The sequence below is a fragment of the Sorangium sp. KYC3313 genome (assembly GCF_052075895.1).
Taxonomy (GTDB): Bacteria; Myxococcota_A; Polyangia; order Polyangiales; family Polyangiaceae; genus Sorangium; species Sorangium cellulosum_B.
This window is the reverse complement of record NZ_CP197255.1, coordinates 6,393,801-6,413,530: the sequence shown is the minus strand read 5'-3', so window position 1 is coordinate 6,413,530 and position 19,730 is coordinate 6,393,801. Positions and strand designations below refer to the sequence as shown.

Annotated in this window: 18 protein-coding genes; 8 read left to right on the top strand and 10 right to left on the bottom strand. The window is 69.6% G+C overall.

Annotation, left to right across the window (positions count from 1 at the left end; genetic code table 11):
• Positions 1 to 71 precede the first annotated feature (71 nt).
• Both ACSRUE_RS25025 and ACSRUE_RS25020 read left to right on the top strand, forming a co-directional pair.
• The gene (locus ACSRUE_RS25025) at positions 72 to 557 is read left to right on the top strand and encodes a response regulator (protein WP_437766707.1); all 486 of its coding nucleotides are present in this window, start codon (positions 72 to 74) and stop codon (positions 555 to 557) included.
• A gap of 78 nt (positions 558 to 635) precedes the next feature.
• Positions 636 to 1,499: a sulfurtransferase gene (locus tag ACSRUE_RS25020; RefSeq protein ID WP_437766706.1), complete on the top strand. Its 864-nt coding sequence runs from the start codon at positions 636 to 638 to the stop codon at positions 1,497 to 1,499.
• Positions 1,500 to 1,642: 143 nt separating this feature from the next.
• Here the strand turns inward: ACSRUE_RS25020 and ACSRUE_RS25015 are convergent, their stop codons facing one another.
• The gene (locus ACSRUE_RS25015) at positions 1,643 to 2,167 is read right to left on the bottom strand and encodes a hypothetical protein (RefSeq protein ID WP_441285787.1); all 525 of its coding nucleotides are present in this window, start codon (positions 2,165 to 2,167) and stop codon (positions 1,643 to 1,645) included.
• Between the two features lie 188 nt (positions 2,168 to 2,355).
• On the bottom strand, positions 2,356 to 3,996 hold the full coding sequence (locus ACSRUE_RS25010) for a di-heme-cytochrome C peroxidase (protein ID WP_441285786.1): 1,641 nt from the start codon (positions 3,994 to 3,996) through the stop codon (positions 2,356 to 2,358).
• A gap of 436 nt (positions 3,997 to 4,432) precedes the next feature.
• Between ACSRUE_RS25010 and ACSRUE_RS25005 the strand changes: the two genes are divergently transcribed.
• Both ACSRUE_RS25005 and ybaK read left to right on the top strand, forming a co-directional pair.
• Positions 4,433 to 5,353: a hypothetical protein gene (locus ACSRUE_RS25005; protein WP_441285785.1), complete on the top strand. Its 921-nt coding sequence runs from the start codon at positions 4,433 to 4,435 to the stop codon at positions 5,351 to 5,353.
• Positions 5,354 to 5,476: 123 nt separating this feature from the next.
• Positions 5,477 to 5,962 (top strand): Cys-tRNA(Pro) deacylase, encoded by a 486-nt coding sequence (ybaK, locus tag ACSRUE_RS25000; protein ID WP_437322699.1) that lies wholly within the window; start codon positions 5,477 to 5,479, stop codon positions 5,960 to 5,962.
• 559 nt (positions 5,963 to 6,521) lie between these two features.
• Here ybaK and ACSRUE_RS24995 read toward each other — a convergent pair.
• The 3 genes from ACSRUE_RS24995 to ACSRUE_RS24985 all read right to left on the bottom strand — a co-directional run bounded on the left by ACSRUE_RS24995 (position 6,522) and on the right by ACSRUE_RS24985 (position 9,413).
• Complete coding sequence (locus ACSRUE_RS24995) at positions 6,522 to 7,442, bottom strand: hypothetical protein (RefSeq protein ID WP_441285784.1); 921 nt, start codon at positions 7,440 to 7,442, stop codon at positions 6,522 to 6,524.
• Positions 7,443 to 7,664: 222 nt separating this feature from the next.
• Positions 7,665 to 8,891, bottom strand: a complete 1,227-nt coding sequence (locus tag ACSRUE_RS24990) for a hypothetical protein (protein ID WP_441285783.1) — start codon at positions 8,889 to 8,891, stop codon at positions 7,665 to 7,667.
• Positions 8,892 to 8,987: 96 nt separating this feature from the next.
• Complete coding sequence (locus ACSRUE_RS24985; RefSeq protein ID WP_441285782.1) at positions 8,988 to 9,413, bottom strand: hypothetical protein; 426 nt, start codon at positions 9,411 to 9,413, stop codon at positions 8,988 to 8,990.
• A 255-nt stretch (positions 9,414 to 9,668) separates the two neighbouring features.
• Between ACSRUE_RS24985 and ACSRUE_RS24980 the strand changes: the two genes are divergently transcribed.
• Positions 9,669 to 10,913: a patatin-like phospholipase family protein gene (locus ACSRUE_RS24980; protein WP_441285781.1), complete on the top strand. Its 1,245-nt coding sequence runs from the start codon at positions 9,669 to 9,671 to the stop codon at positions 10,911 to 10,913.
• A 489-nt stretch (positions 10,914 to 11,402) separates the two neighbouring features.
• Positions 11,403 to 12,236, top strand: coding sequence for a hypothetical protein (locus tag ACSRUE_RS24975; RefSeq protein ID WP_441285780.1), 834 nt, complete (start codon positions 11,403 to 11,405; stop codon positions 12,234 to 12,236).
• Here the strand turns inward: ACSRUE_RS24975 and ACSRUE_RS24970 are convergent.
• Positions 12,210 to 12,674 carry a DUF2243 domain-containing protein gene (locus ACSRUE_RS24970; protein WP_441285779.1) on the bottom strand — a complete coding sequence of 155 codons (465 nt, stop codon included), beginning with the start codon at positions 12,672 to 12,674 and terminating at the stop codon, positions 12,210 to 12,212. The two genes, ACSRUE_RS24975 and ACSRUE_RS24970, sit on opposite strands and share 27 nt — an antisense overlap.
• Before the next feature lie 292 nt (positions 12,675 to 12,966).
• Between ACSRUE_RS24970 and ACSRUE_RS24965 the strand changes: the two genes are divergently transcribed.
• The gene (locus ACSRUE_RS24965) at positions 12,967 to 13,761 is read left to right on the top strand and encodes a hypothetical protein (RefSeq protein WP_441285778.1); all 795 of its coding nucleotides are present in this window, start codon (positions 12,967 to 12,969) and stop codon (positions 13,759 to 13,761) included.
• 37 nt (positions 13,762 to 13,798) lie between these two features.
• Here the strand turns inward: ACSRUE_RS24965 and ACSRUE_RS24960 are convergent, their stop codons facing one another.
• From ACSRUE_RS24960 to ACSRUE_RS24950, 3 genes are all read right to left on the bottom strand, one after another.
• Positions 13,799 to 14,158: a hypothetical protein gene (locus tag ACSRUE_RS24960; protein WP_441285777.1), complete on the bottom strand. Its 360-nt coding sequence runs from the start codon at positions 14,156 to 14,158 to the stop codon at positions 13,799 to 13,801.
• 101 nt (positions 14,159 to 14,259) lie between these two features.
• Positions 14,260 to 15,642 (bottom strand): MFS transporter, encoded by a 1,383-nt coding sequence (locus ACSRUE_RS24955; protein ID WP_441285776.1) that lies wholly within the window; start codon positions 15,640 to 15,642, stop codon positions 14,260 to 14,262.
• A 107-nt stretch (positions 15,643 to 15,749) separates the two neighbouring features.
• Complete coding sequence (locus tag ACSRUE_RS24950) at positions 15,750 to 16,538, bottom strand: SDR family NAD(P)-dependent oxidoreductase (protein WP_441285775.1); 789 nt, start codon at positions 16,536 to 16,538, stop codon at positions 15,750 to 15,752.
• A 348-nt stretch (positions 16,539 to 16,886) separates the two neighbouring features.
• Between ACSRUE_RS24950 and ACSRUE_RS24945 the strand changes: the two genes are divergently transcribed.
• Positions 16,887 to 17,828 carry a hypothetical protein gene (locus tag ACSRUE_RS24945; protein ID WP_441285774.1) on the top strand — a complete coding sequence of 314 codons (942 nt, stop codon included), beginning with the start codon at positions 16,887 to 16,889 and terminating at the stop codon, positions 17,826 to 17,828.
• A 62-nt stretch (positions 17,829 to 17,890) separates the two neighbouring features.
• Here the strand turns inward: ACSRUE_RS24945 and ACSRUE_RS24940 are convergent, their stop codons facing one another.
• Positions 17,891 to 19,606, bottom strand: coding sequence for a DUF6178 family protein (locus tag ACSRUE_RS24940; protein ID WP_441285773.1), 1,716 nt, complete (start codon positions 19,604 to 19,606; stop codon positions 17,891 to 17,893).
• Positions 19,607 to 19,730 lie beyond the last annotated feature (124 nt).

Genomic DNA, 19,730 nt, shown 5'->3' with positions numbered 1-19,730 from the left:
GTGAGCGAGCGAAGAGCCGGGGTGAGCACGAACCGGCGAGAGGGTGGCCCCGTGCTGCAAGGATGCGGGCAATGGCGTTCAACGACCTGAGATACTCATGGCGCAAGAAGAGCGAACCACCGGCGAACGGGCCGCCACGCCCCGTGATCCTCGTGATCGACGATGACGCCGCGGCGCGAGACTCGCTCGACTTCATCCTGAGCGAGAAGTACGACGTCCTGCTGTGCGCGTCGGCGAGGGAGGGGCTGGCCGCCTTGCGCGACGGCGTCTACGCGGTCGTCCTCGACGTGAAGATGGAGGGGCACGACGGCTTCTGGGCGTGCGACCAGCTCCGGAAGAGGCAGCCCGATATCCCCATCATCTTCTATTCGGCCTACCAGAACATCAAGGACCCCGCGAGGGTCATCAGAGAGCATCGGCCGTTCGCCTATGTCATCAAGGACGGTGATATCAACAGGATCTTGACATCGATCGAGACCGCCGTGCGAGTCTACACGTTGACAATGGAAAACAAGCGGTTCAACGATTCCTTGAAGGGCACCAGGCGCGACGACTGACAGCGGCCGACGCGCGGCGCCTCTCGATGTGTGTTGCCGCCGTCCTCGGCAACCTACCTGTCACCGAGGTCTTCATCCATGACGTTCGCGAACCCACAGGCTCTCGTCGACACCGGCTGGCTGCAGGAGCACCTCGACGACCCCGATCTGCGCATCCTGGACTGCACGGTCTTCCTGACACCGACGTCGGGCGGCGTCCACGTCGAGAGCGGGCGCGCCGCGTGGGCCGAGGCGCATATCCCGGGCAGCGCGTTCGCCGACCTCCTCGCGGATCTGTCGGACCGAGGAGATCCATCGCCGGTGATGATGCCTCCTGCGGAGCAGTTCGCGGCGGCGATGTCCGGCTACGGCGTCGGCGACGGCGTCCGGGTGGTGCTCTACGATGCTTCGATGAACATGTGGGCGGCGCGCGTCTTCTGGATGCTGAGGGCGTTCGGCTTCGACCGCGCCGCCGTGCTCGACGGCGGGTGGCGGAAGTGGACGGCGGAGGGCCGACCCGTATCGGCCGACGCCGTCAGGCATGCTCGGGCGCGGTTCGTGGCCCGGCCTCGCGCCGGCTGGATCGTGGATAAGAGCGGGGTGCTCGCCGCGATGGGCGACACGGACACGTGCATCGTCAACGCGCTGTCGGCCGAGGAGCACGCCGGAGAGGTGACGCGCGTCGCGCGGCCCGGGCGCATTCCGGGCAGCGTCAACGTCCCCGCAGGCGCTCTGGTCGATCCGAGCTCACACGCGTACCTGGCTCCGGCGATCCTGCGGGACCGCTTCGAGGCAGCCGGAGCCCTGGGGCGCAAGCGCATCATCACGTATTGCGGCGGCGGGATCGCGGCGTGCAGCGATGCCTTCGTGCTGAGCCTGCTCGGCGCGGAGAACGTGGCCGTCTACGACGGGTCCCTGGCCGAGTGGGCGGCGGATCCCGCGCTCCCGCTGGAAGTGGGCTGACGCGCGAGGAGCTCGGGCCCAGGCGCACTCACCAGCGTCGAGCGCGCCGGCCGGCCGCCGGACCACCGCGGCTGAGCGCGGGGGCATGGAGCTCGGCCTCGCTCATCCCCAGAGCACCGGACCCATCGCCGGCCGCGCGCCCGTCACGGCTCGGGAACGCCCTCGTCGAGCCACGCCCGCGCGCTCTCGGCGGTGAGCTTGAAGTCCGGGGGCACCCTCGACCGCCTGACGGTCTCCCCTGCCGCGTCTCTCCCCGTGAGGATGGCGTGGGGATCGTCCTCGTCGGGCACGATGTCGAGGTCCACCCGCATCCGGGCGCCGCCCCCGACCACCGTCGTCACGCTCCGGTGCAGCTGCGCCCGGCGTTGCTGGTCGTGCCGCGAAAGGATCTCGTTCGCCGTCTTCACCAGGGTGGCGAAGGCGCTCGCGTCGAGCGGCTTCGGGTTCTTCTTGTCACGCCCCATCGTCCACGGCCCCACCAGCGAGGGCTCGCTCTGGCCGTCGCACGTCATCTCGACGGCCCACCCATCGTCGTCCTCGTTCTTGATGACCCGCGCCGTCCACCCGTTCCCCTTCCACAGCTTCGGGTCCTGATCTTCAGGGCGGATCGGGCGCGTCTGCCCGACCTCGTCGTCCGTCGCGTCCGTCGCGTCGTGCGTCGTGTCCATGGGCGCCTCGGTGTACTCGCTGCGCGCCCGGCGCGTCTACCCCTCCCGCGCGTCTCGGACATTTCCTGTCAGCCTCTGGCGGCTCTGGACCTCCTCCGCGGCGACCATAGAGTCCCCTCCGGCAGGCCCAGAGGCGGCTCTCCCCCCGCGCCGCCATCGCTCGGCGCGCCTCGCCAGGCGCGCGCCCGTCAGAGCGTCTTCAGGTACTCGACCAGATCCCAGCGCTCCTGCTCGGTCAGCGCGGGCCCGATGACGCCGTTTCCGCGCGGCCCGTCGCGGTATTCGTGCCCGGCGTTCGAGTTGCCGGGGATCTCCGTCACGAGCTCGAACCCTCCCTGAAAGGGCTTCACCTGGAGGCCGACGTGCTTCGGGTCGAACTCCGTGCTGCCGAGATAGAACCTCCGCGAGCGTCGCTCCGCCGGCAGGAGGAGCTCGTACAGGCTCGGGACGGACCCATTGTGCAGGTACGGCGCCGTCGCCCAGATCCCGTTGAGCTCGCGCGCCTTGTACGCCCGCGGCGCGCGCCACCGGTTCAGACGATACCCGTCCCACGCGAGCCGTTGCTCCGACGACAGGGCGTACTCCTTGTACTTCAATTCGCGGATCGCCGACGTTCCGAGCTCCAGCGCCTGCGCCATCCCCATCTTCCCGAACCCGAGCGTCCCAAGATCCGCCGTGCGCTCGTTGAAATTCACGGCGTGGGTCGGATCGGTGCCGATCAGCTCGAGCGGGGACATCATCGCTCGCCGGAGGCGCTTGCCGTGCTCATCCGGGGGAGTCAGCCCCGGGTCGTGGCAGCTCGCGCAGTGCGCGCGGTAAAGGCGCTCGCCGCGCGCCGCCCGCTCGCGGTCGATGCTGCCGAGCAGGTGCTCCGGCCAGCGCGGCGCGCGGAGCTTCTCGACCTGCTGCTCGATCAGGTGCAGGTTGTCCACCCGGATGCTCGACTGGAGTTGCATCCCCGCCCCTTGTGACGCGGGGTCGAGCCGCGTGTGCGTGCCCACCCCCAGGGCCTCCCCGATGTTGCGCCCCATCGGCTGCGTGATGGATCCGTTCCATTGAACCCAGTCGTAGCTCGGCGCATCCCAGAGCTGGGGATAGTCGACGGGCGCATTGGCCGCGCGGAGGTTCTCCGGATCGAGAAGACCGAACAGCAGGTTGCCGGCGCGCCCGAGCGCGTCCAGCCTGCCAAACCCTGCAACGGCGGCGTGGGGCCCCGCCGCGCCCCCGGTGAACGCTTGCAGCCGGACAACCTCCAGCATCTTCTCCATCTGCGCTCGCAAGGCGCGCGTGGAGTCCTCACCGTAACGGTCCTTGAGGACCGCCCTGGCGAAGCGATCCAGCTTCTCCGGCGTCTTCAGCGTGCGGTCGAGCGCGCCGAAGAGCGCCTCGGTGAAGGCGACCACGTCGATCGCCGCAGGGCCGCCGTCGATCCGGATCCTCGCGCCGCGATAGGAGATCTGGCGAGTGTGGCAGGTCCCGCACGTGAACCCGACGTACACCTCGCCCGTCGCGGGATCGACGTCCCTGGCGAACCCCACCGGGAGGCGCTCCGGGTTGTTCTTCGCGTCCCGATCTTCGATGAAGCGATAGCGCGCCACATAGTCGCTCGCGGCGAACCGCTCGGCGCTGTCTTCCCGCTCGAGCGCAAGGAACCACCCGAGCGGGACTAGCCTGGAGCCCTGGGAGGCACGGTAGAAGATCCGGCGCTCCGCTTCGCCCCATCCCTGGTCGAGGTATACGACATCGCCCGCGCCCCGGCCGCCCTTCGCGTGCGCGCAGCCGACCGTCGCGAGCGCCGCGAGCGCGATCGCCCCCATCTGGATCCACATGACCGTCCCCCCTTCGACAAGCCCCGGCGGCGACGCCCGCGGTCGCCAACACCGCATGTCAGAATATGTCGATAGCTCGTTTTCCCTGTTCGGCTCTGTCGAGCACGATACGGATCCATCCGCGCGCCGCCGCGATCCACCCAGAACAGCGCGCAGCGGCGCGACACCATCGCAGGGAGCCTACGACCGCACAAAGCCGAGTCAAGCCACGAGCAGCGAAGGGGGCAACTCCGGTGCTTTGGTGTTTTGGACGTGCGTTGGAAGAGCGTCGTCCCAGGAACTCTGGGGCTCGATGACCTGACGTCAGATCCCGAAAGGCCACCGCCCGCGCAGCGCCGCTCCCGGACGCCGCTCGTAGACGCCGCGCGCCGCGGGCCTCGGAGCGCGAGCGCGAGCGCGGGCTGGCTGACGGCCGCCGATCTGCGACACTCCGCGCATGGTCCTCCACCGGCGCCCCTTCCTGGCCCTCTGCGCCGCTGCGCTTGCCCCGCGCGCCGCCCTCGCCGACCGCGCCGGCGCCGCGCCGCCCTCGCCGCCCCCCGCCGCTTCCCCGCCCGCCTTCGACGTCCGCGACCTCCAGGTCCCCGGCGAGCGCGCCCTCGGCCGGCGCTTCACGCTGCTCGTCCCGAAGCACCTCGCCCCGGGCGAGCGCGTGCCGCTGCTCGTGCTCCTCCACGGCCTCGGCGAGACCGGCGACGAGCGCCTCGGCGCCTTCGCGTGGCTCTCGCGGTACGGCCTTGGATCGGCCTACGAGCGGCTGCGCCGCCCGCCGCTCGAGCGCACCTCGCGCCGCATGGACTGGACCGACGCGCGGCTCGCCGAGGTCAACGCTGCGCTCGCGGCGCGGCCGTTCCGCGGCCTGGCCATCGCGTGCCCCTTCACGCCCAACGTCCACAAGGCCCCGAACCCGTCCGCGGCGCTCGACGGCTACGCGCGCTGGCTCGCCGAGGTGGTCCTCCCCCGCGCCCGCGCCGAGGCGGCCGCGTTCGACGACGCGGCCCGCACCTCGCTCGACGGCTGCTCCCTCGGCGGCTACGTCGGCGTCGAGGTGTTCCTCCGCAGGCCCGAGCTCTTCGGCGCCCTCGGCGGCGTGCAGTCCGCCATCAGCGCCCACCGCGCCGCGTCCTACGCCGACCGGCTCGCCAGGGCCGTCGCCGCGGTCGGGCCGCGCGATCTCCACCTGCTCACCAGCGAGGGAGACCCGTTCCGCGACGCGAACACCGCACTCGCCTCGCAGCTCGCGAAGCGGTCCATCCCCCGCACCCTCCGCGTCCTGCCGGGCCCGCACGACCAGCCCTGGCTCCGCGAGGCCGGCACCATCGAGATGCTCCTCTTCCACGACCGGCGCCCGCGCTGAGCCGGCGCCGCGCGCCCTCGCAAGGCCCGCGAGGCGGACGAAGCGGTTCGGCCGGCCTCGGGGAGCTCCTTCTCGGTCGTCATCGGCGCAGCCGGCGCGTATAGCATGGCCCGGCCCATCCCCATGAAGACCAACGCGGCGCGCATCCTCGACAGCCTCGGCATCCCCTACGAGCTGCGCACCTACGAGGTCGACCCGAGCGACCTGACCGCGGGCACCGTGGCCAGGAAGATCGGCCTGCCCCCGGAGCAGGTGTGGAAGACGCTGGTGGCGCGCGGCGATCGCCACGGCGTCTGCTTCGCGGTGGTACCCGGCAACGCCCAGCTCGATCTCAAGGCGATGGCCAGGCTCACCGGCGACCGGAAGGTCGACACGGTGCCGCTGAAGGAGGTCCAGCCGCTCACCGGTTACGTGCGCGGCGGGGTCACGGCGCTCGGCGCGAAGAAGGCCTATCCCGTCTATGCGGACGAGACGATCGAGCTCTTCGAGGTCGTCTCCATCTCGGCCGGCGTACGCGGCACGCAGATCCTCGTCGCTCCCGGCGATTATCTGCGCGCGACCAGGGCGAAGGTCGGCGCCATCGCGTCGCCCGGCGGCGACGCGGACTGAACGCTCGCCCGGCGGCGACGCGGACTGAACGCTCGCCCGGCGGCGACGCGGACTGAACGCTCGCCCGGCGGCGACGCGGACTGAACGCGCGCGCCGCCGGATCGACGGCGGTTCGACGGGCACCGTGACCACGGCGCCCTCGCCGGCATAACCTCCATGGGTGCATATCCACGCGAGGCCGAACGCAGACTCCAGCGAGCACACGCTCCGCGCTCCACGGCGGAGCGCGTGGAGCCCGCGCCTCTTCGCGACGCGCGCGCCAGATATCATCGACCTGCTGGCCCACACCCCGGCCAAGCTGCGCCCCGCGTGGAGCGAAGCGCTGGAGCGCGTCGTCCTGCGCCTCGTCCCGCGCGACGACGACCTCTGCTTCTCACTGGGCGTCGCCGCCACAGAGGGTTCCGACCTGCACAGAGCCTGATGTGGACGCAACCGGAACCCTCTCGGGTCGACGATCAGCGAGAGGCCAGCCCTCGCCCTGCATGAGATCCGTCGATGTCACTCACGCAGATCAGCCCGCCGCGCGATCTCCGCTCGGCTGTTCTTCACTCTCGCCAAGTCACGCGACACGAATGTTCTTTCCTGTGTAGAAGTACCCACACATTTGGACGTATGGATCGCGCGCGCACGCGGCCGGATCATTGATGAAGGCACCTTCGTTGTCTACGTTGGTTACTGGATCATGACCTCGCTTGTGGCTCCACGTCCCCCCCTCATTCAGCCGATACCAATGAAAGTCCTCGTCCGGCCAGATCACCAGCGCGACGAGATAACGCGGCGCCTCGGAGTCAGGCACGCAGTCATTCTGCCCGTGCAGACCGTCGCAGAGCGCCGCCACGCCGAGCTCTCTACAGGCGTACTGGTCCTGTGATTGGCCGCAGCCACGACCTGGCTGAGCGAACGTATTAGTGATCACGTTGCAAGCATAGTTGTAGCAGTTGTTTTGCTCGACCACATCAGAATTGTTGTTCCATACGGCCGGATTGTAAGGCGCTGCCTCATGCTGACACACAGCGGCTCGCAGCTGCTGCGAAGCAGCGGCTCGCGGCTTCGTCTGCGCTGTCGTGCGAGCGCGACCGGCGACGTAGTCGAGCATGTACTTCTGAATCCGCTCGGCCGAAGCCACGTCAGGGCTCAACCGTTGGCTCATCCTCGCATCATGGTGTGTGGTTGGCATGGTCTGGAGCAGTCGCGTCAGCAGGTCGCGTCCCCCGGCTTCTTCGGCCAGCTCCACCGGGAGCACGAGCCTCCCGCGCCTCGCCGCGAGAACATGGAGACCCTGGGACGAGTCGCCTGTCAGGGGTTCGAGGATGAGCGCACGGAAGCCGAGTCTCGGTGGTGCTGCGCCTTCGACTGCGCTGCGGCCGCCGAGTACGTTGTGCGCTGTCTTCAGCAGCTCTCGCCCTGTGGACTCGCCCTTGATGATCCAAGATGGATTCGGACGTCCGGAGAAAACATCAGCGGTTACGCGTAACATCATGCCCCCCTTCAAACTGCAGAGCCCGAGGAGGATGAGACCTTCGTGTTCCCAGCATTTACAGCGATGACTGCTCCGCTATACCGCGCCGTCAACACTGTGTCCCCACGGTCCTTGGCAGCTATTCGACAGGAACATAGTTCGCCCAGGATGCGCATGACAAGTGACCTGACGCTGCGAGCTCGACATCCGCGCATGCGCCGCCGACACGCCTTGCTTGACTCTCTAGAATCTTACTTCATACAGACCAGCATCTTCCACCTTCTCAGTAAAATTGATGGCGACGTATCCAGTTTTCGAGAGGAATCCCATTGCATGGACTCGACCTCGAACGGGCACGGGGAGCCGCTGGAGATCACTATTCACGAGGACAGCCTCTGCCGCGTCGACCACACCGCCGCTGCGGCTGTACCGGACGCCACCGATCAGCAGCTCCCCTTCGGGCGTCTGGGCGGTCGCCCGAAACTCCGAAGCTTCCGGGACGATCTTCGTCGACCATACTGCATCCTCGAGGCTGAGGATAATCCCTTCATTCCCCTTCGGCTGCGCGATTGCGACCGCTCTGCCCGAAGGATCACCCACCGCGCTCGTGATCTGAAGGGCCTCATCCCCGATCGCGAAGACCTTCTCCCAGATCCCGTCCTGAGTGCGCTCATAGATGCGGGCCTCTCCGCCAAGGCTGAACCCCGCATATCCGCTCCCATCCGCGCGGAGCAGGAGGAGAGAAACGCCGCTCGACCACGACGGCGGCGGCAGATCGTGAGGCAACGGCACCGCCTGCCACGCCTCGTGCGTCGACGGCCTGTGGAAGAGGGCATGGACTTTGTTCCCGATGTCGTCTCCCTTCTGCATACTGCCGTATACCCAGAGGTTCCCTCCTGGGAAGCAAGCGAGGCGCATCACGCTGAAGTACCTCCCTTCAGACGGCTCTACGGCGGGCTGCTCCTCGAAAAGCGGCTTATCACCGGGCTTGCGCGCGAAGAGCCGTGCTTTACGGTCCGGACCGTCGAGCGCCAAGACATAGGCTTCCTCAGCCGAGACAGCGCAGACGTCGGGGAAATGAACGGCGTGCGTCGGCGGCAAGGTAGCGCGGGCAAAGTCTTTACTGCCAACCTTCTCCCACACGACCATGGGGCCTTTATCTCTAGTTGTCCTGTTGAAGGTATACGCAGAAGCCCACACCACGTTTCCGCCAACGGCAAGGTCGTAAATGCCCGCCATGGACTTCTCATCCGACAGCGACAGCGCGACCTTTCGAAACGTCATCTTATTGCCGCTACCGACGCCGCGATCCCCGTCGACAATGTCGACATTATCGACAGTACCGCGCCGAAAATCACTGCTGGCAATCTCGGCTTGGACATCGTCTCCGAGATATCCATGATCACACCCGATCCCAAGGACGGCCGCACACACGAGCTTGAACCATGGCGTTCTAAAGAGCTTCCACATCGTTCGTCTCCCGGCGAATTGCCTTCGCAAGCAGACGTCTCTACCTCGTGCGTTCGTGCGGCGGAAGCGCCAGCAGAGGGGGGTCGGGACAAATGGTCAGGCACGGAATGTGTGCCCGATCATGACCATCTCAGATTGTCCATTGATTTCTGATGCGAGGGGAGGCGGCACCAGCAGAGGGCTGGACAAATTACTGAGCAAAGAAAATCGAACAATCCTGCCACGAACCCAATCACGCAGCACCTCCACCCGAGATACATAGATAAATACACCACCCGCGATACTCACGAAGGATCTCGAAGCGACATATCGACCGCGGCCCGAATTGACCCGAACACAATCAGCAGATGCCGTGCAACAATAGACATCATTTACAGCCTTCGGGAACATGGCTACCCGGACACCATTGCCAATAACAAGCCACGAACATCGGATGTCATAATCATCAACATGGGACACGGGGAGACACCAGGCGCCTGGCACGCCCTCGCCCTCGAGGACCAGGCTCACCAACTTCTCCATGCATCGGATGGACCGCGTTCCCTCCGCAGCTCACTGTAAATCCCTACGGGCTCACCCGCGTGCCTCTCGCCAGACAATCTGCCCGCCACAGACGAGAGATGCGGGCGCGACGGAATCGCCCTTTTGCTCCCGCATCTGCCTTCGTTGTGGTACAGCTTCGCTATTGCGCATCACGGCGCGAAGGCGCGCGTGGCCTCTGGTTGCCGCTCGGTTTAGAGCGGTTGCAGTTGACGCAAAAGGGGGAGGGAGAACGTCATGTCAGATCACGACGACGATGTCCGAGCTGCGCGCGTAGGCGCAGTACCTGAAGGTCCGGTCGCCATCGTGTTGACCGGCGCGGGAGCTCGCGGCGCATACGAGGCCGGCTTCGCTTCCAGTCTGCTGCCCAGGCTCCGGCGAAGTCGGCCGACGATCCTCGTTGGCACCAGCGCTGGCGCCATCAATGCAGCCCTGCTCGCGTCGCTGGCTCACATGACCGCGGACGACGCCAGCCGCGAGCTCGTGGAACGCTGGCAACGTATCCACAAGGAGATGGTCCTGGGTCCCGTCTCGCTCTCCTTGCTGCGCGCGGGCGCACAATACATCGCCGGCTTGTTCGGCATAGTTGACCTCACCCCCATGAGCCTGCTCGACACGCGGCCCCTGCTAGCCAGCCTCAAAAGTAGCACCCTGATCGACTGGAACTCCATCCACAGCAACATCAATAGCAGAATAGTCGATACGCTCGCGGTCGCCACGACCGAGAGCAACTCGGGCCGAACCAAGGTATTTTACCAATCACACCAAGATAGGACGATAGGCTCCGACGAGGCGCGAGCCATCGACTACGTCCAGACCCGGCTGTCGGCGGAGCACGTGCTGGCGTCGGCATCGATCCCGGTGCTGTTCCGTCCGACTCGGATCGGCGCGCAGGATAGCGGCCCCTTCTTCGTCGACGGCGGGCTGCGCCTGAACGCGCCGCTGGCGCCCGCGCGAGCGTTCGGCGCCAAGGGCCTCGTCGTGATCTCGACAGACTCCCGGTGGTATGGCGCGTCCGCAGCCATGAATATTCGCCGGATACCGACGTTGCAAGATCACATTCTGCAGGTCCTGCGCATGATAACCTCCGATCGCATGGTCGAGGAGGTTCGCGTGTTGCTCGAGCAGGGCGAGGAAAGTCGGGCAGCGGGTGCAATCCCGATCATCTTCGGTGGTCCGTCAGGGCAAGACGACGTCGGTTCCGTGGCAGCGAGAGCCATCGAAGATATCCTTCGTGGCACTCGAAAGCTCAAGCACATCGACCTCAGACTTGTGTATTGGCTAACATCTATGAGCCCATACAGCCGCCCCGATGTGCTGAGCTACATACTGTTCGAGCCCCAGTTCATCAGCGCTGCGATACAGGCGGGCATCCAGGACGCCGAGGAGCTCATCGCAGACCACCCGACAGAGTCCGGGCTCTGGCGCGTTCTGTCCGACAAGTTCGCGAGGAACAGAAACCGACCGCCGACGAGCACGTAGGCGTTCGCCGCCTGGGCCGCTTGCGCCGCGACGGGGTACCGCATGATCGGCAACTGAAGCCTTCACCCGACGCGCCGCTGCTATCTCTGCTCGCGACGGCACACCGGAGGACCGGAGCCCAGCGTACCCATCAAGAGCACGTTATGCCTCGCCGGGACGGTGACGTTGGGGCGACCTTCGCCCGGTCGCGGGGCTTCTCCGACGTCGCCAGGTCGTGACCGGAGCGCGGCGCGTCGTCGGCCCGCTGCCCCGGCCAGGGTCGGCGGTACCCGGGTCGCGTCGGATCCAGGACCAAGCGAATGCGACGGTTCGCTCACGTTGGGCACCGCGAACCCGACCCGACGGATCGCCCCGCTTCACCCCCCCAATTCGTCCTTCGGCGACGCGGTACGAGATCGACGGAGCAACCTGGATCGGGTCGCCGCCGCTGGATCGCGGTATGCTGGCAGAGTTCGGCTCCGGGCCGTGCCCGGGATGGCAACGAGGACTATGACCAGAGCGGCCTGCGACCTGCGCGATCCGAGCGAGCTGAGCACCGCCGAGCTGCGGCAGCGGTGCCGGGGCTGCAAGCCGTGGGAGCTCGGGCTCGGCGCGGTCCAGCTGGCCGCCTCGGCGGCGGCCGGTGGCGCCGTGCTCGCGGCGGCCGGCGCCTGCATTCCGGGGCTGGTCCAGTGCATCAGCGTGGGTCCGGCGCTCGCGGCCGGGCTCGCGGTCTGGGAGTCGATCGGCGTGGCCAGGGGGTGGCTCCCGGGCGCGGCGTACCGCGATGAGCTCGCGTTCCGCGCGTGGCACGCGGGGCTCTCGCCGTGGGTCGGGGCAGCAGCGCAGCGCCGCTGGGCGAGGCGCGCGCTGGCGCGCCGGCCCGCGGCCCCCGACTGGCTGCTCGTCCTCGAGGGCATCGCGCCGGCCGGCGGAGGGCGCCGCTGGGTCAAGGTCGAGCTCTCGCTGTCCCCCTCCTCGGGCGGCCCGTTCCGCTCGCAGGCCAGCGGGCACGCGCTGCTGCGCGCGGGCGGCGACGGCGCAGGAGCGCCGCACGAGCGGCGCCTCGCGCTCGACGAGCTCGACGACCTGAGGCGTGCCGTCGCAGAGCTCCCGGAAGGGCTCTCGCTGGATCCCCCCGCCTCGCCCCGGGACCCCGCTGTGTTCGACGGCCGCTGCGAGCTGCTCATCGCCAGGAGGACGCCGTACGCCGCGGCCCAGCTGACGAGCGCGTTTCCGTCGCCCGAGGCGGGCCCTCTGGCGCCCTCGCTGTCGCTGCTGCACCGCCTGGTCCAGCTGGCCTGGCGCGGGGGCGAGTCAGGCCCGAGCAAGCGCGGCCACTGACGCGGGCGCCTCGCGCGTCAGGCGCCGGCCGACCAGCATCAGCAGGACGCCGGACGCGAGGAAGGCCAGGTCCCAGCCCAGCTGACCCGGACCTGGACGGACGTGGTGGATCTGCAAGAGGTGATGATCGATCACCCCCTCGACCAGGTTGAACAGCCCCCAGCCGATGGCGGCGGCGCCCGGGAACATCCGTCCGGGGAGCTCAGCTCCGCCCGCGCGCAGGGCGCGCCAGAGCTTGATGACCCCTGCCACGGTGAGGCTCAATGCGACAGCGCCGAACAGACCGTCGGCGAAGATGTTCCGCCTCACATCGTCGATGGTCGCGCCAGGATGGCAGCTGAAGCAGATCAGATGATGCCACTGCAGGAGCTGATGAAACAGGATGCCGTCGATCAGGCCACCTGCGCCCAGGCCGAAGATCACACCCGCCGTCTTCACGGCGCGTGATGTCCTCGAGGCGGTGGTGATCTCCAGCGGGCGGGCTGTGCTCATGAAATCCTCCTGAGCGCGCCCCCATGCGAGCGGCAAACCACAGCCGTCGGGCGGCGGAGGACGGATCGGTCGGGCCGGCGGAGCGACCGGTTCGCCGCCGCCGGACCGCGGCGCGCTCGCCGGCCATGAACCAAGGGCGCCCCGCCTCGATGGACTGGCCAGCTCGGACCTGGCACGGAGTTGGCACATGTCGGGGAGAGGAACCCACGTATCCGCAGAAATCGCTGAAAGGTGCCAGATGGACAATCGAATGAACCCGGAACGCGCCGCAGGAACGGCGGAGCCGGAGCACCAGGGTCCCAGGCCGGTCCCCTACACGTACCATGACGGCCGCGAGGACTACCTCCATGTCGGCCGCCGGGAAGGCGCGGCGCCGGATCAGCCCGAGGCGCTGGTCCCGCCCACCGAGGGGGTGACTTCACCTGCCCAGGCGGCGTCCCCGCCGCCCGAAGCCGCCTCGGTGGCCGCCGCGCCGATCGCCTCGCCGCCCGAGGCGACGGCGCTGTCGCCCGAGGCGACCGCCCTGCCGCCCGAGGCGACGCCCGGGTCTCCCCGGGCGACGCCTCGCGCAGCGGCGCAGCGCCCTCAGCAGGCGATCCGGATGAGCGAGATCGTCACGCGCGGGCTGCGGACCGGCGCCGTGCTGACGGCAGCGACGATGTGCACGATGATGGCAGCGTCCACCCTCAAGCGCGGATCGCCCTGGGCCGCCATGAACGCCATGGCGGCGGCGGTCGGCCTCGGGGGTCGGCGCGCGAAGGACCGGTTCGATCCGGTCGCCACGCCCACCGGAGTCGCGGCGCTCGCCACGGGCATGATCGTGTGGGGCATCGGCTACGAGGCGGCGCTCCACGCCGCAGGGCAGCGCAGCAGCGCGCTCACGGGCACGCTGTCGGCGCTCGGCGGCTTCTTGCTCGACGATCTGATCATGCCCGACCGGCTCATGAAGGGCTTCCGCGACAAGATGGGCGTGCTCGGCACTGCCGGCAGGTACGTTGCCCTCGGGGTCGCGAGCGCCGTGGCCCCGCGGTGAGCGCGCGAGGCGCCGGCGCGGGCGCCGCCGCGCCCCGCTACTTCTGCCCGGCGGCCTTGCGCTCCTTCGCGTCCGGCTCCTCGTGCTGGGGCAACGCGCCTTTCGGTTGCGCCTGCTCGGTCGCGCCGCTCTCCGGCGCCGGCTCCTCCTCGGGCGGGGCCGCCGCGCCCGCGGCCGTGGCCTCGGGGTCGGTCTCCCGCAGCTCGAGCGAGCCCGCGGGGCCGCCGCGGCCCGACTCCTCGTACGGCCCGCCGCCGAGCGAGCCCGGCGCGCGGAGCTCGGCGTCCTTGGGGTGCGGCCCGTCGAGCCGGAAGATCCCCTTCGATTGATCGACCTCGTCGAACCGCCCGTTCTCTTGCCCCTGCGCCCCGGACCGCTGCTTGGCCTCTTGCCCCATGATCCCCTCCCTCGCCCGGCGCGCAGTGCGCCGACCGCACACACGCCCGCCTCGACCCGCGGGGTGCATGCGAGGTGCCGGACCGCGCCGGCCCCGCCCGCTCACGCCGGCCGCGCCGCGCGCTGCTCCTCCGAGGCGGCCCCCACCGCGACCGGCTGGGTGAGCTGCTCCGAGGGCGTGCCGGCGGCCATCTGCTGGGCGATGATCAGCTCCCGCGCCTGCTGCCGCATCCCGGGGAGCCTCGCGGCGAACACCGCCGCCGCGGCGACGCAGCACGCGCCGCCCGAGGCGACGGTCGCGGGCGCGCCGATCTCGCCCGCGAGCCAGCCGGCGAGCAGCGCGCCGAGCGGAGCCATCCCCATGAACATCATCGCGTAGACCGCCATGACGCGCCCGCGGAGCGCGTCCGGCACCATCGCCTGCACGAGCGTATTCGACCCCGCCATCTGCACCATCATCGAGAAGCCGACGGGCACGAGCAGGAGCGCCGAGAGCCAGAACGACCGCGACAGCGCGAACAGCCCGAGCGCCACCCCGAACCCCGCGCAGGCCGCGGCGACCCAGCGGCCGAGGCCCCCGAGCCGCCTCCGGCTGGCGAGGACGAGCGCGCCGAGCAGCGCCCCGACGCCCGACGCGCCCATCAGGATGCCGAGCCCCTGCGCCCCCCCGCGCAGGATCCGATCGGCGAAGATCGGCATCAGCACCGCGTACGGCATCGCGGTGACGCTCACGACCCCGAGCAGGAGGAGGAGCGCGCGGATGGCCCTGGTGCGCGCGACGAACTGGAAGCCCTCGACCGTGTGGGCGAACGCGGAGCCGCGCCCGGCGGCGGTCGGGCGGGGCGCGACGCGCATCGCCAGGAGGCTCCCGAGCACGGCAAGGAAGCTCACCCCGTTCGCGACGAAGCACCACCCCTCGCCGATCGCGCCGACGAGGATGCCCGCCACCGCCGGGCCGAGGATCCGCGCCCCGTTGAACATCGAAGAGTTGAGCGCGATGGCGTTGGCGAGGTCCTCCCTGCCCACCATCTCGACGACGAACGCCTGCCGCGTCGGGATGTCGAACGCGTTCACCACGCCGAGGAGCACGCTGAACCCGAGGATGTGCGGGACCTGGACGTGCCCGCTCAGGGTGAGCGCGCCGAGCCCGAAGGCGAGCGCCATCGCGGCGGACTGCGTGACGAGCAGGATGCGGTGGCGGCTCCGCCGATCGGCCACGGCGCCGCCGATCGGGGCGAGCAGGAAGACGGGGATCTGCGTCGCGAACCCGACGCTGCCGAGCAGCAGCGACGAGCCCGTCAGCCGGTAGACGAGCCACGACTGGGCGACCGACTGCATCCAGGTGCCGACCAGCGAGACGAGCTGGCCGGCGAAGAAGAGCTGGTAGTTCCGGTGGCGGAGCGCGCGCAACAGCGACGGGGCGGAGGCCGCCGGGCGCGCACCACGACCCGCCGCGGGGGCCGGCTCCGCTTCAGGCTGACCCATGGCCGCAGTATGGGGCGCAGGAGGCCCGGGAACCCGGGATTCGGAGGATCGGGGCGCGGCGGGGTGAGGCGCGTGGCCTCCGGCCGGGCTCTGCGGCGGCGCGCGGATCAGCCCCCGCCAGCGTAGTTGGCGGGCCACGCCGCCGAGAGGAGGCCCCCATCGACGGCGACGTCCTGGCCGGTGATGAACGAGGCCTTGTCGCTGAAGAGGAAGGCGACGAGCGCGGTTACCTCGTCGGGCCCGCCGACGCGGTTCATGGCGTGGAGCGACGCGGCGAAGGCGCGGCCCTGGGGATCGTCGAGGCGCCAGCCGGCCGTCGCCATCTCCGACTCGACGACGCCGGGGCTCACCGCGTTGATGCGGATCCCCTTCTGCGCGTACTCGACCGCGGCGGTGCGCGTGAGCGCGACGAGGCCGGCCTTGGAGGCAGCGTAGACCGCGAGCCCGGGGAAGAAGCGCGACGCGGCCACCGAGGCGCAGTTGACGATCGAGCCCCCGCCGCTCGCGAGCATGGCCTTGATCTGGTACTTCATGCACCAGAAGACGCCGCGGAGGTTCGTGTCCATGACCAGGTCGTAGTCGGCGTTGGACATGTCGGCGAGCGGCACCAGCGAGCCGGCTCCGGCGTTGTTGAAGCTGCAGTCGAGGCGCCCGTAGGTGGACATCGCGGCCTTCACGAGCGCCTCGACGTCGCCCTCGACCCGCATGTCGGCGGTGACCCAGGTGATCTCCCCGCCGCGATCCTTGACGGCCGCGACGAGCTGGCGCCCCTGCGCCTCGCGCCGCGCGCTCGCGACGACCCTGGCGCCCTCGGCGGCCAGGGCGACGGCCGTCGCCCTGCCGATGCCCGAGCTCGCGCCCGTGACGATGACGACCTTGTCTTTCAGAGCTCCCATGCGTCACATCCCTCAAGGATGGCCGGCGCCTCCAGGACAGGCGCCGGCGCCAGCGAAACGCCGAGCGAGGAACAACCGTCTTCGGCCGTCTGGAGCGCAAACCGAACGCGCAGAGCGGGTCCGTGACGATGCCAAGGGCGCATACAAAAGGGAAGCGATTCCACAGTTATGCGCATTTCAAACGACGCGTACACGACGCGCCACATGGCGCCTTGTGCCGTGGTGTCGTGCGTGCGTCGCCCTGGTTGCGCCGGGCTGCGCGGATGTGGGCCACGTCCCCCTTGACCGAGGTGGCGTCGGCGCGGAGCGCGCGCGGCCAGGGCGGAGATGGGCTATAGGCCAGCGCCCATGAACCGACCGTACCTTGTCGCCGGCGCGCTCTTCCTGGCCGGCCAGCTCTTCGCGCTCGGCTGCAGCGCCCCCAAGCCGGAGCCCGAGATCGCGTCGTCGGCCTCGCAGAGCGGCTATGCGGAGCGCTACCCGGCCGAGCTGCAGGCGACGGCCACGTCGTTCGGCGAGCGCGACGACCTCGCGAAGCGCGCCACAGCGCAGTTCGCGGGCTATCCTGACCAGCTCAAGAAGCCGGACTGGAAGCAGGTCCTCGACGTCATCGAGCAGGCGGACGCGGCGGGCCGGGGCTACGACTACGTGGAGCGCGTGCGCGCCGTCGACGGCGCGATGGCGTTCTTCAACGACAACAAGGAGGACCTCACCCGCAAGGTGAGCGGCGCCGCGCAGTACGTCGTCAAGCAGAAGGGGTGCGACGTCGACGTCACCGGGGCCACGGCGCACGCGCTCGCGGAGGGCGTCGAGCGCCAGCTCGAGAAGTACGTCCGCGAGCGCAGCGAGGCGCACCGCCGCATCGAGCGCTACCGCGCCTCGCTCGGCAAGGAGAACGCCGCGACGCTCGAGAAGCAGGCCGACGCCGTGAGCTTCGTGAGCTACGTCGTCCACATCGACATGGTCGAGCACAAGCTCCGGCTCCGCCGGATGCTCGAGGAGATCGAGACCATCAAGAAGTCGATCGACGAGGCGGTCCAGGCGGAGCGAGCATTCCAGTCCTCTGGCAGCCGCACCGACGAGGAGAAGAAGGCGTCGGAGGAGCGCATCGAGGAGCTCGGGCGCAGCAAGGCGATGCTCGACTCGTCCGCGACCCAGGCGAAGCAGATCGACGAGACGATGGAGGAGCGCATCGCCGCGGCCCAGAAGGCCTACCGCGAGGCGATGGACCGCCTGATCGCCGCCCTCCGCAAGAACGCCGGCCTGCCGGCCGAGCCCCGCGAGGGCTGACCCTCTCCGCCTCCCGCTCCCCTGCCGGGAGGCGCCGCCGGCGTGGCGGCGCGACCGCTGCGTCACTTCCGGGGGCCGGCACCTGTCGGAGAGCGCTTGCGCCGAGGCTTGGCGGGCGCAGCGGGCGCGGCCGGCGCCGCCGTGCTCTTCGCCCCGCGCCCCTCCGGCCGCGCCAGCATCGCCTGGAGGGCCCGGACCTGCGCGGCGCTCGAGAGGAAGCGCGAGCCCCGCGCCCCCCGGCCCATGCCCGGGGGCAGCGCCGGGAGCTCGTCCAGGAGCGCGCGATAGGCCGACGTCGCCTCGGCCCCGAGCGCGCGCGCGATCCGATCGAGCTTGCCCCGCGAGCGCCACGGCTTGCCCGCGTCGGCGTCCGCCCCGAGCCCGGCGGCCACGCGCTCGATCTCACGGGCCGCCTGCGCGTCCGGCTGGCTCGCGGCCAGCTCGGCCAGCGCCTTCCGGAGCGCGCCGGCGGCGAAGAGCACCACCTCGTGGTGCAGGAGGTTCCACCCGACCATGAACGCCTTCACCGCGTCGTGCTCGGCCACCGACGCGACGAGCGCGTCCGGCCCCGGTCTCTTGCGCTCCGCGCGCTCTCCGAGGAGGCGTTCGAACCCGAGATTGCAGGTGCAGAGCGCGGCCTCGACCGCCTCGAACGGCCGGAGCGCGCGGCCGTCGTGGCTGCAGCCGGAGATGAGCACGTTCACGAGGTAGCTCAGCTCCATCAGCCGCTTCCCGTAGAGCTCCGCGTCGCGCGCCATCACCTCGCGGATCGCCTGCGTGAACAGCAGCTCTTCCCCGCGCTTCGCGCCGGCCTCGAGGAGCCGCGGCTCGGTCGCGGGCGGCAGGACGTCCGCCTCGCGGAGCACCTCGAGGAAGCTCTGGAGGCTCTCCGCGGTCGGGGCGCCCTCGTCCTCGCGGGAGGTCGGCCGCCGGGTCGGCGCGGCGGGGGGTCGCGCCCTCGCCGCCGCCCGGAAATGCGCGCGCGTGACGGCGTCGTACGTCCGGGAGCTCAGGATCTCTTCGAGCGGCGTGACCTTCGACAGCTCGAGGAAGCTCAGGGCCGCGGACGGGGCGACGAACCCCTCGAGCTCGCGCCGCTCTTCCCGCTCCGCGGCCACGTCGGAGTCCAGCATCTCCTCGGAGGTGAGGACGTCGTAGAGGCCGCCGGAGTCCTCGATGTACTCGGTCGAGATCGCGCAGCAGCGCTCGAGCAGCGCTCGCAGGAGCGCGTGGTGCTCCCTGTCGAGCTCGACCAGGACCAGGAGGAGCGCATCCCAGCTCCGGTTGTCCCTCGCGATGACGCGGAACTCCTCGAACTCTTGATACTGGCAGCCCTCGAGCGCCTTCTCCACGAGATCGTCGTCGTCCGAGTGCTCCGAGCTCGACATCTGCACGCTGAGCCCGTCGACGTCGATCACCAGGACGTGCTTGCACAGGGCCATCGTGACGAAGTCCTCGTCGAGCTCGGCGATCTTCCGCGCAGCGAACGCCTCGCCGGCCTCGAGCATGACCTCGAGCCAGAGGGCGAATCGATCCGCATCGAACGTCTCGTCCTTGCCCGGGCGCTCGCTGCGCCACAGATCCTCGTCGAAGATCCCCTTGAGCTGCTCGGTCGTCGCGAGCGCGACGATCTCTCCCGCGTCCTCGAGGCCGATGTGGCGGATCAGCCGGGTGAGGACCGGGGCCGCGAGCCCCTGCACCAGGTGCACGAGGTCCGGCCGCTCGAGGAGCCTCGCCACGAGGTGGCGAGGGCGGGTCGACCTTGCGATCGTCGTCATATCGAGTCTCACCTCTCTTTGTGCTCCGAGGAGCTAACCAAGCTTCGCGCCGCGTTCGGCTACATCCGAACGTTTACGTTGGTGACCGATGGTGGGGTGGAGGAGGTCTTGTGACCGAACGAGC

Coding starts and splice junctions, on each gene's coding strand:
- ACSRUE_RS25025 (WP_437766707.1), top strand. CDS start 72: ATGGCGTTCAACGACCTGAGATACTCATGGCGCAAGAAGAGCGAACCA.
- ACSRUE_RS24985 (WP_441285782.1), bottom strand. CDS start 9,413: ATGGAGAAGTTGGTGAGCCTGGTCCTCGAGGGCGAGGGCGTGCCAGGC.
- ACSRUE_RS24995 (WP_441285784.1), bottom strand. CDS start 7,442: ATGATGTTACGCGTAACCGCTGATGTTTTCTCCGGACGTCCGAATCCA.
- ACSRUE_RS24955 (WP_441285776.1), bottom strand. CDS start 15,642: ATGGGTCAGCCTGAAGCGGAGCCGGCCCCCGCGGCGGGTCGTGGTGCG.
- ACSRUE_RS24940 (WP_441285773.1), bottom strand. CDS start 19,606: ATGACGACGATCGCAAGGTCGACCCGCCCTCGCCACCTCGTGGCGAGG.
- ACSRUE_RS24945 (WP_441285774.1), top strand. CDS start 16,887: ATGAACCGACCGTACCTTGTCGCCGGCGCGCTCTTCCTGGCCGGCCAG.
- ACSRUE_RS24990 (WP_441285783.1), bottom strand. CDS start 8,891: ATGTGGAAGCTCTTTAGAACGCCATGGTTCAAGCTCGTGTGTGCGGCC.
- ACSRUE_RS24965 (WP_441285778.1), top strand. CDS start 12,967: ATGGACAATCGAATGAACCCGGAACGCGCCGCAGGAACGGCGGAGCCG.
- ACSRUE_RS25010 (WP_441285786.1), bottom strand. CDS start 3,996: ATGTGGATCCAGATGGGGGCGATCGCGCTCGCGGCGCTCGCGACGGTC.
- ACSRUE_RS24950 (WP_441285775.1), bottom strand. CDS start 16,538: ATGGGAGCTCTGAAAGACAAGGTCGTCATCGTCACGGGCGCGAGCTCG.
- ACSRUE_RS25005 (WP_441285785.1), top strand. CDS start 4,433: ATGGTCCTCCACCGGCGCCCCTTCCTGGCCCTCTGCGCCGCTGCGCTT.
- ACSRUE_RS24980 (WP_441285781.1), top strand. CDS start 9,669: ATGTCAGATCACGACGACGATGTCCGAGCTGCGCGCGTAGGCGCAGTA.
- ybaK (WP_437322699.1), top strand. CDS start 5,477: ATGAAGACCAACGCGGCGCGCATCCTCGACAGCCTCGGCATCCCCTAC.
- ACSRUE_RS25020 (WP_437766706.1), top strand. CDS start 636: ATGACGTTCGCGAACCCACAGGCTCTCGTCGACACCGGCTGGCTGCAG.
- ACSRUE_RS24960 (WP_441285777.1), bottom strand. CDS start 14,158: ATGGGGCAAGAGGCCAAGCAGCGGTCCGGGGCGCAGGGGCAAGAGAAC.
- ACSRUE_RS24975 (WP_441285780.1), top strand. CDS start 11,403: ATGACCAGAGCGGCCTGCGACCTGCGCGATCCGAGCGAGCTGAGCACC.
- ACSRUE_RS25015 (WP_441285787.1), bottom strand. CDS start 2,167: ATGGACACGACGCACGACGCGACGGACGCGACGGACGACGAGGTCGGG.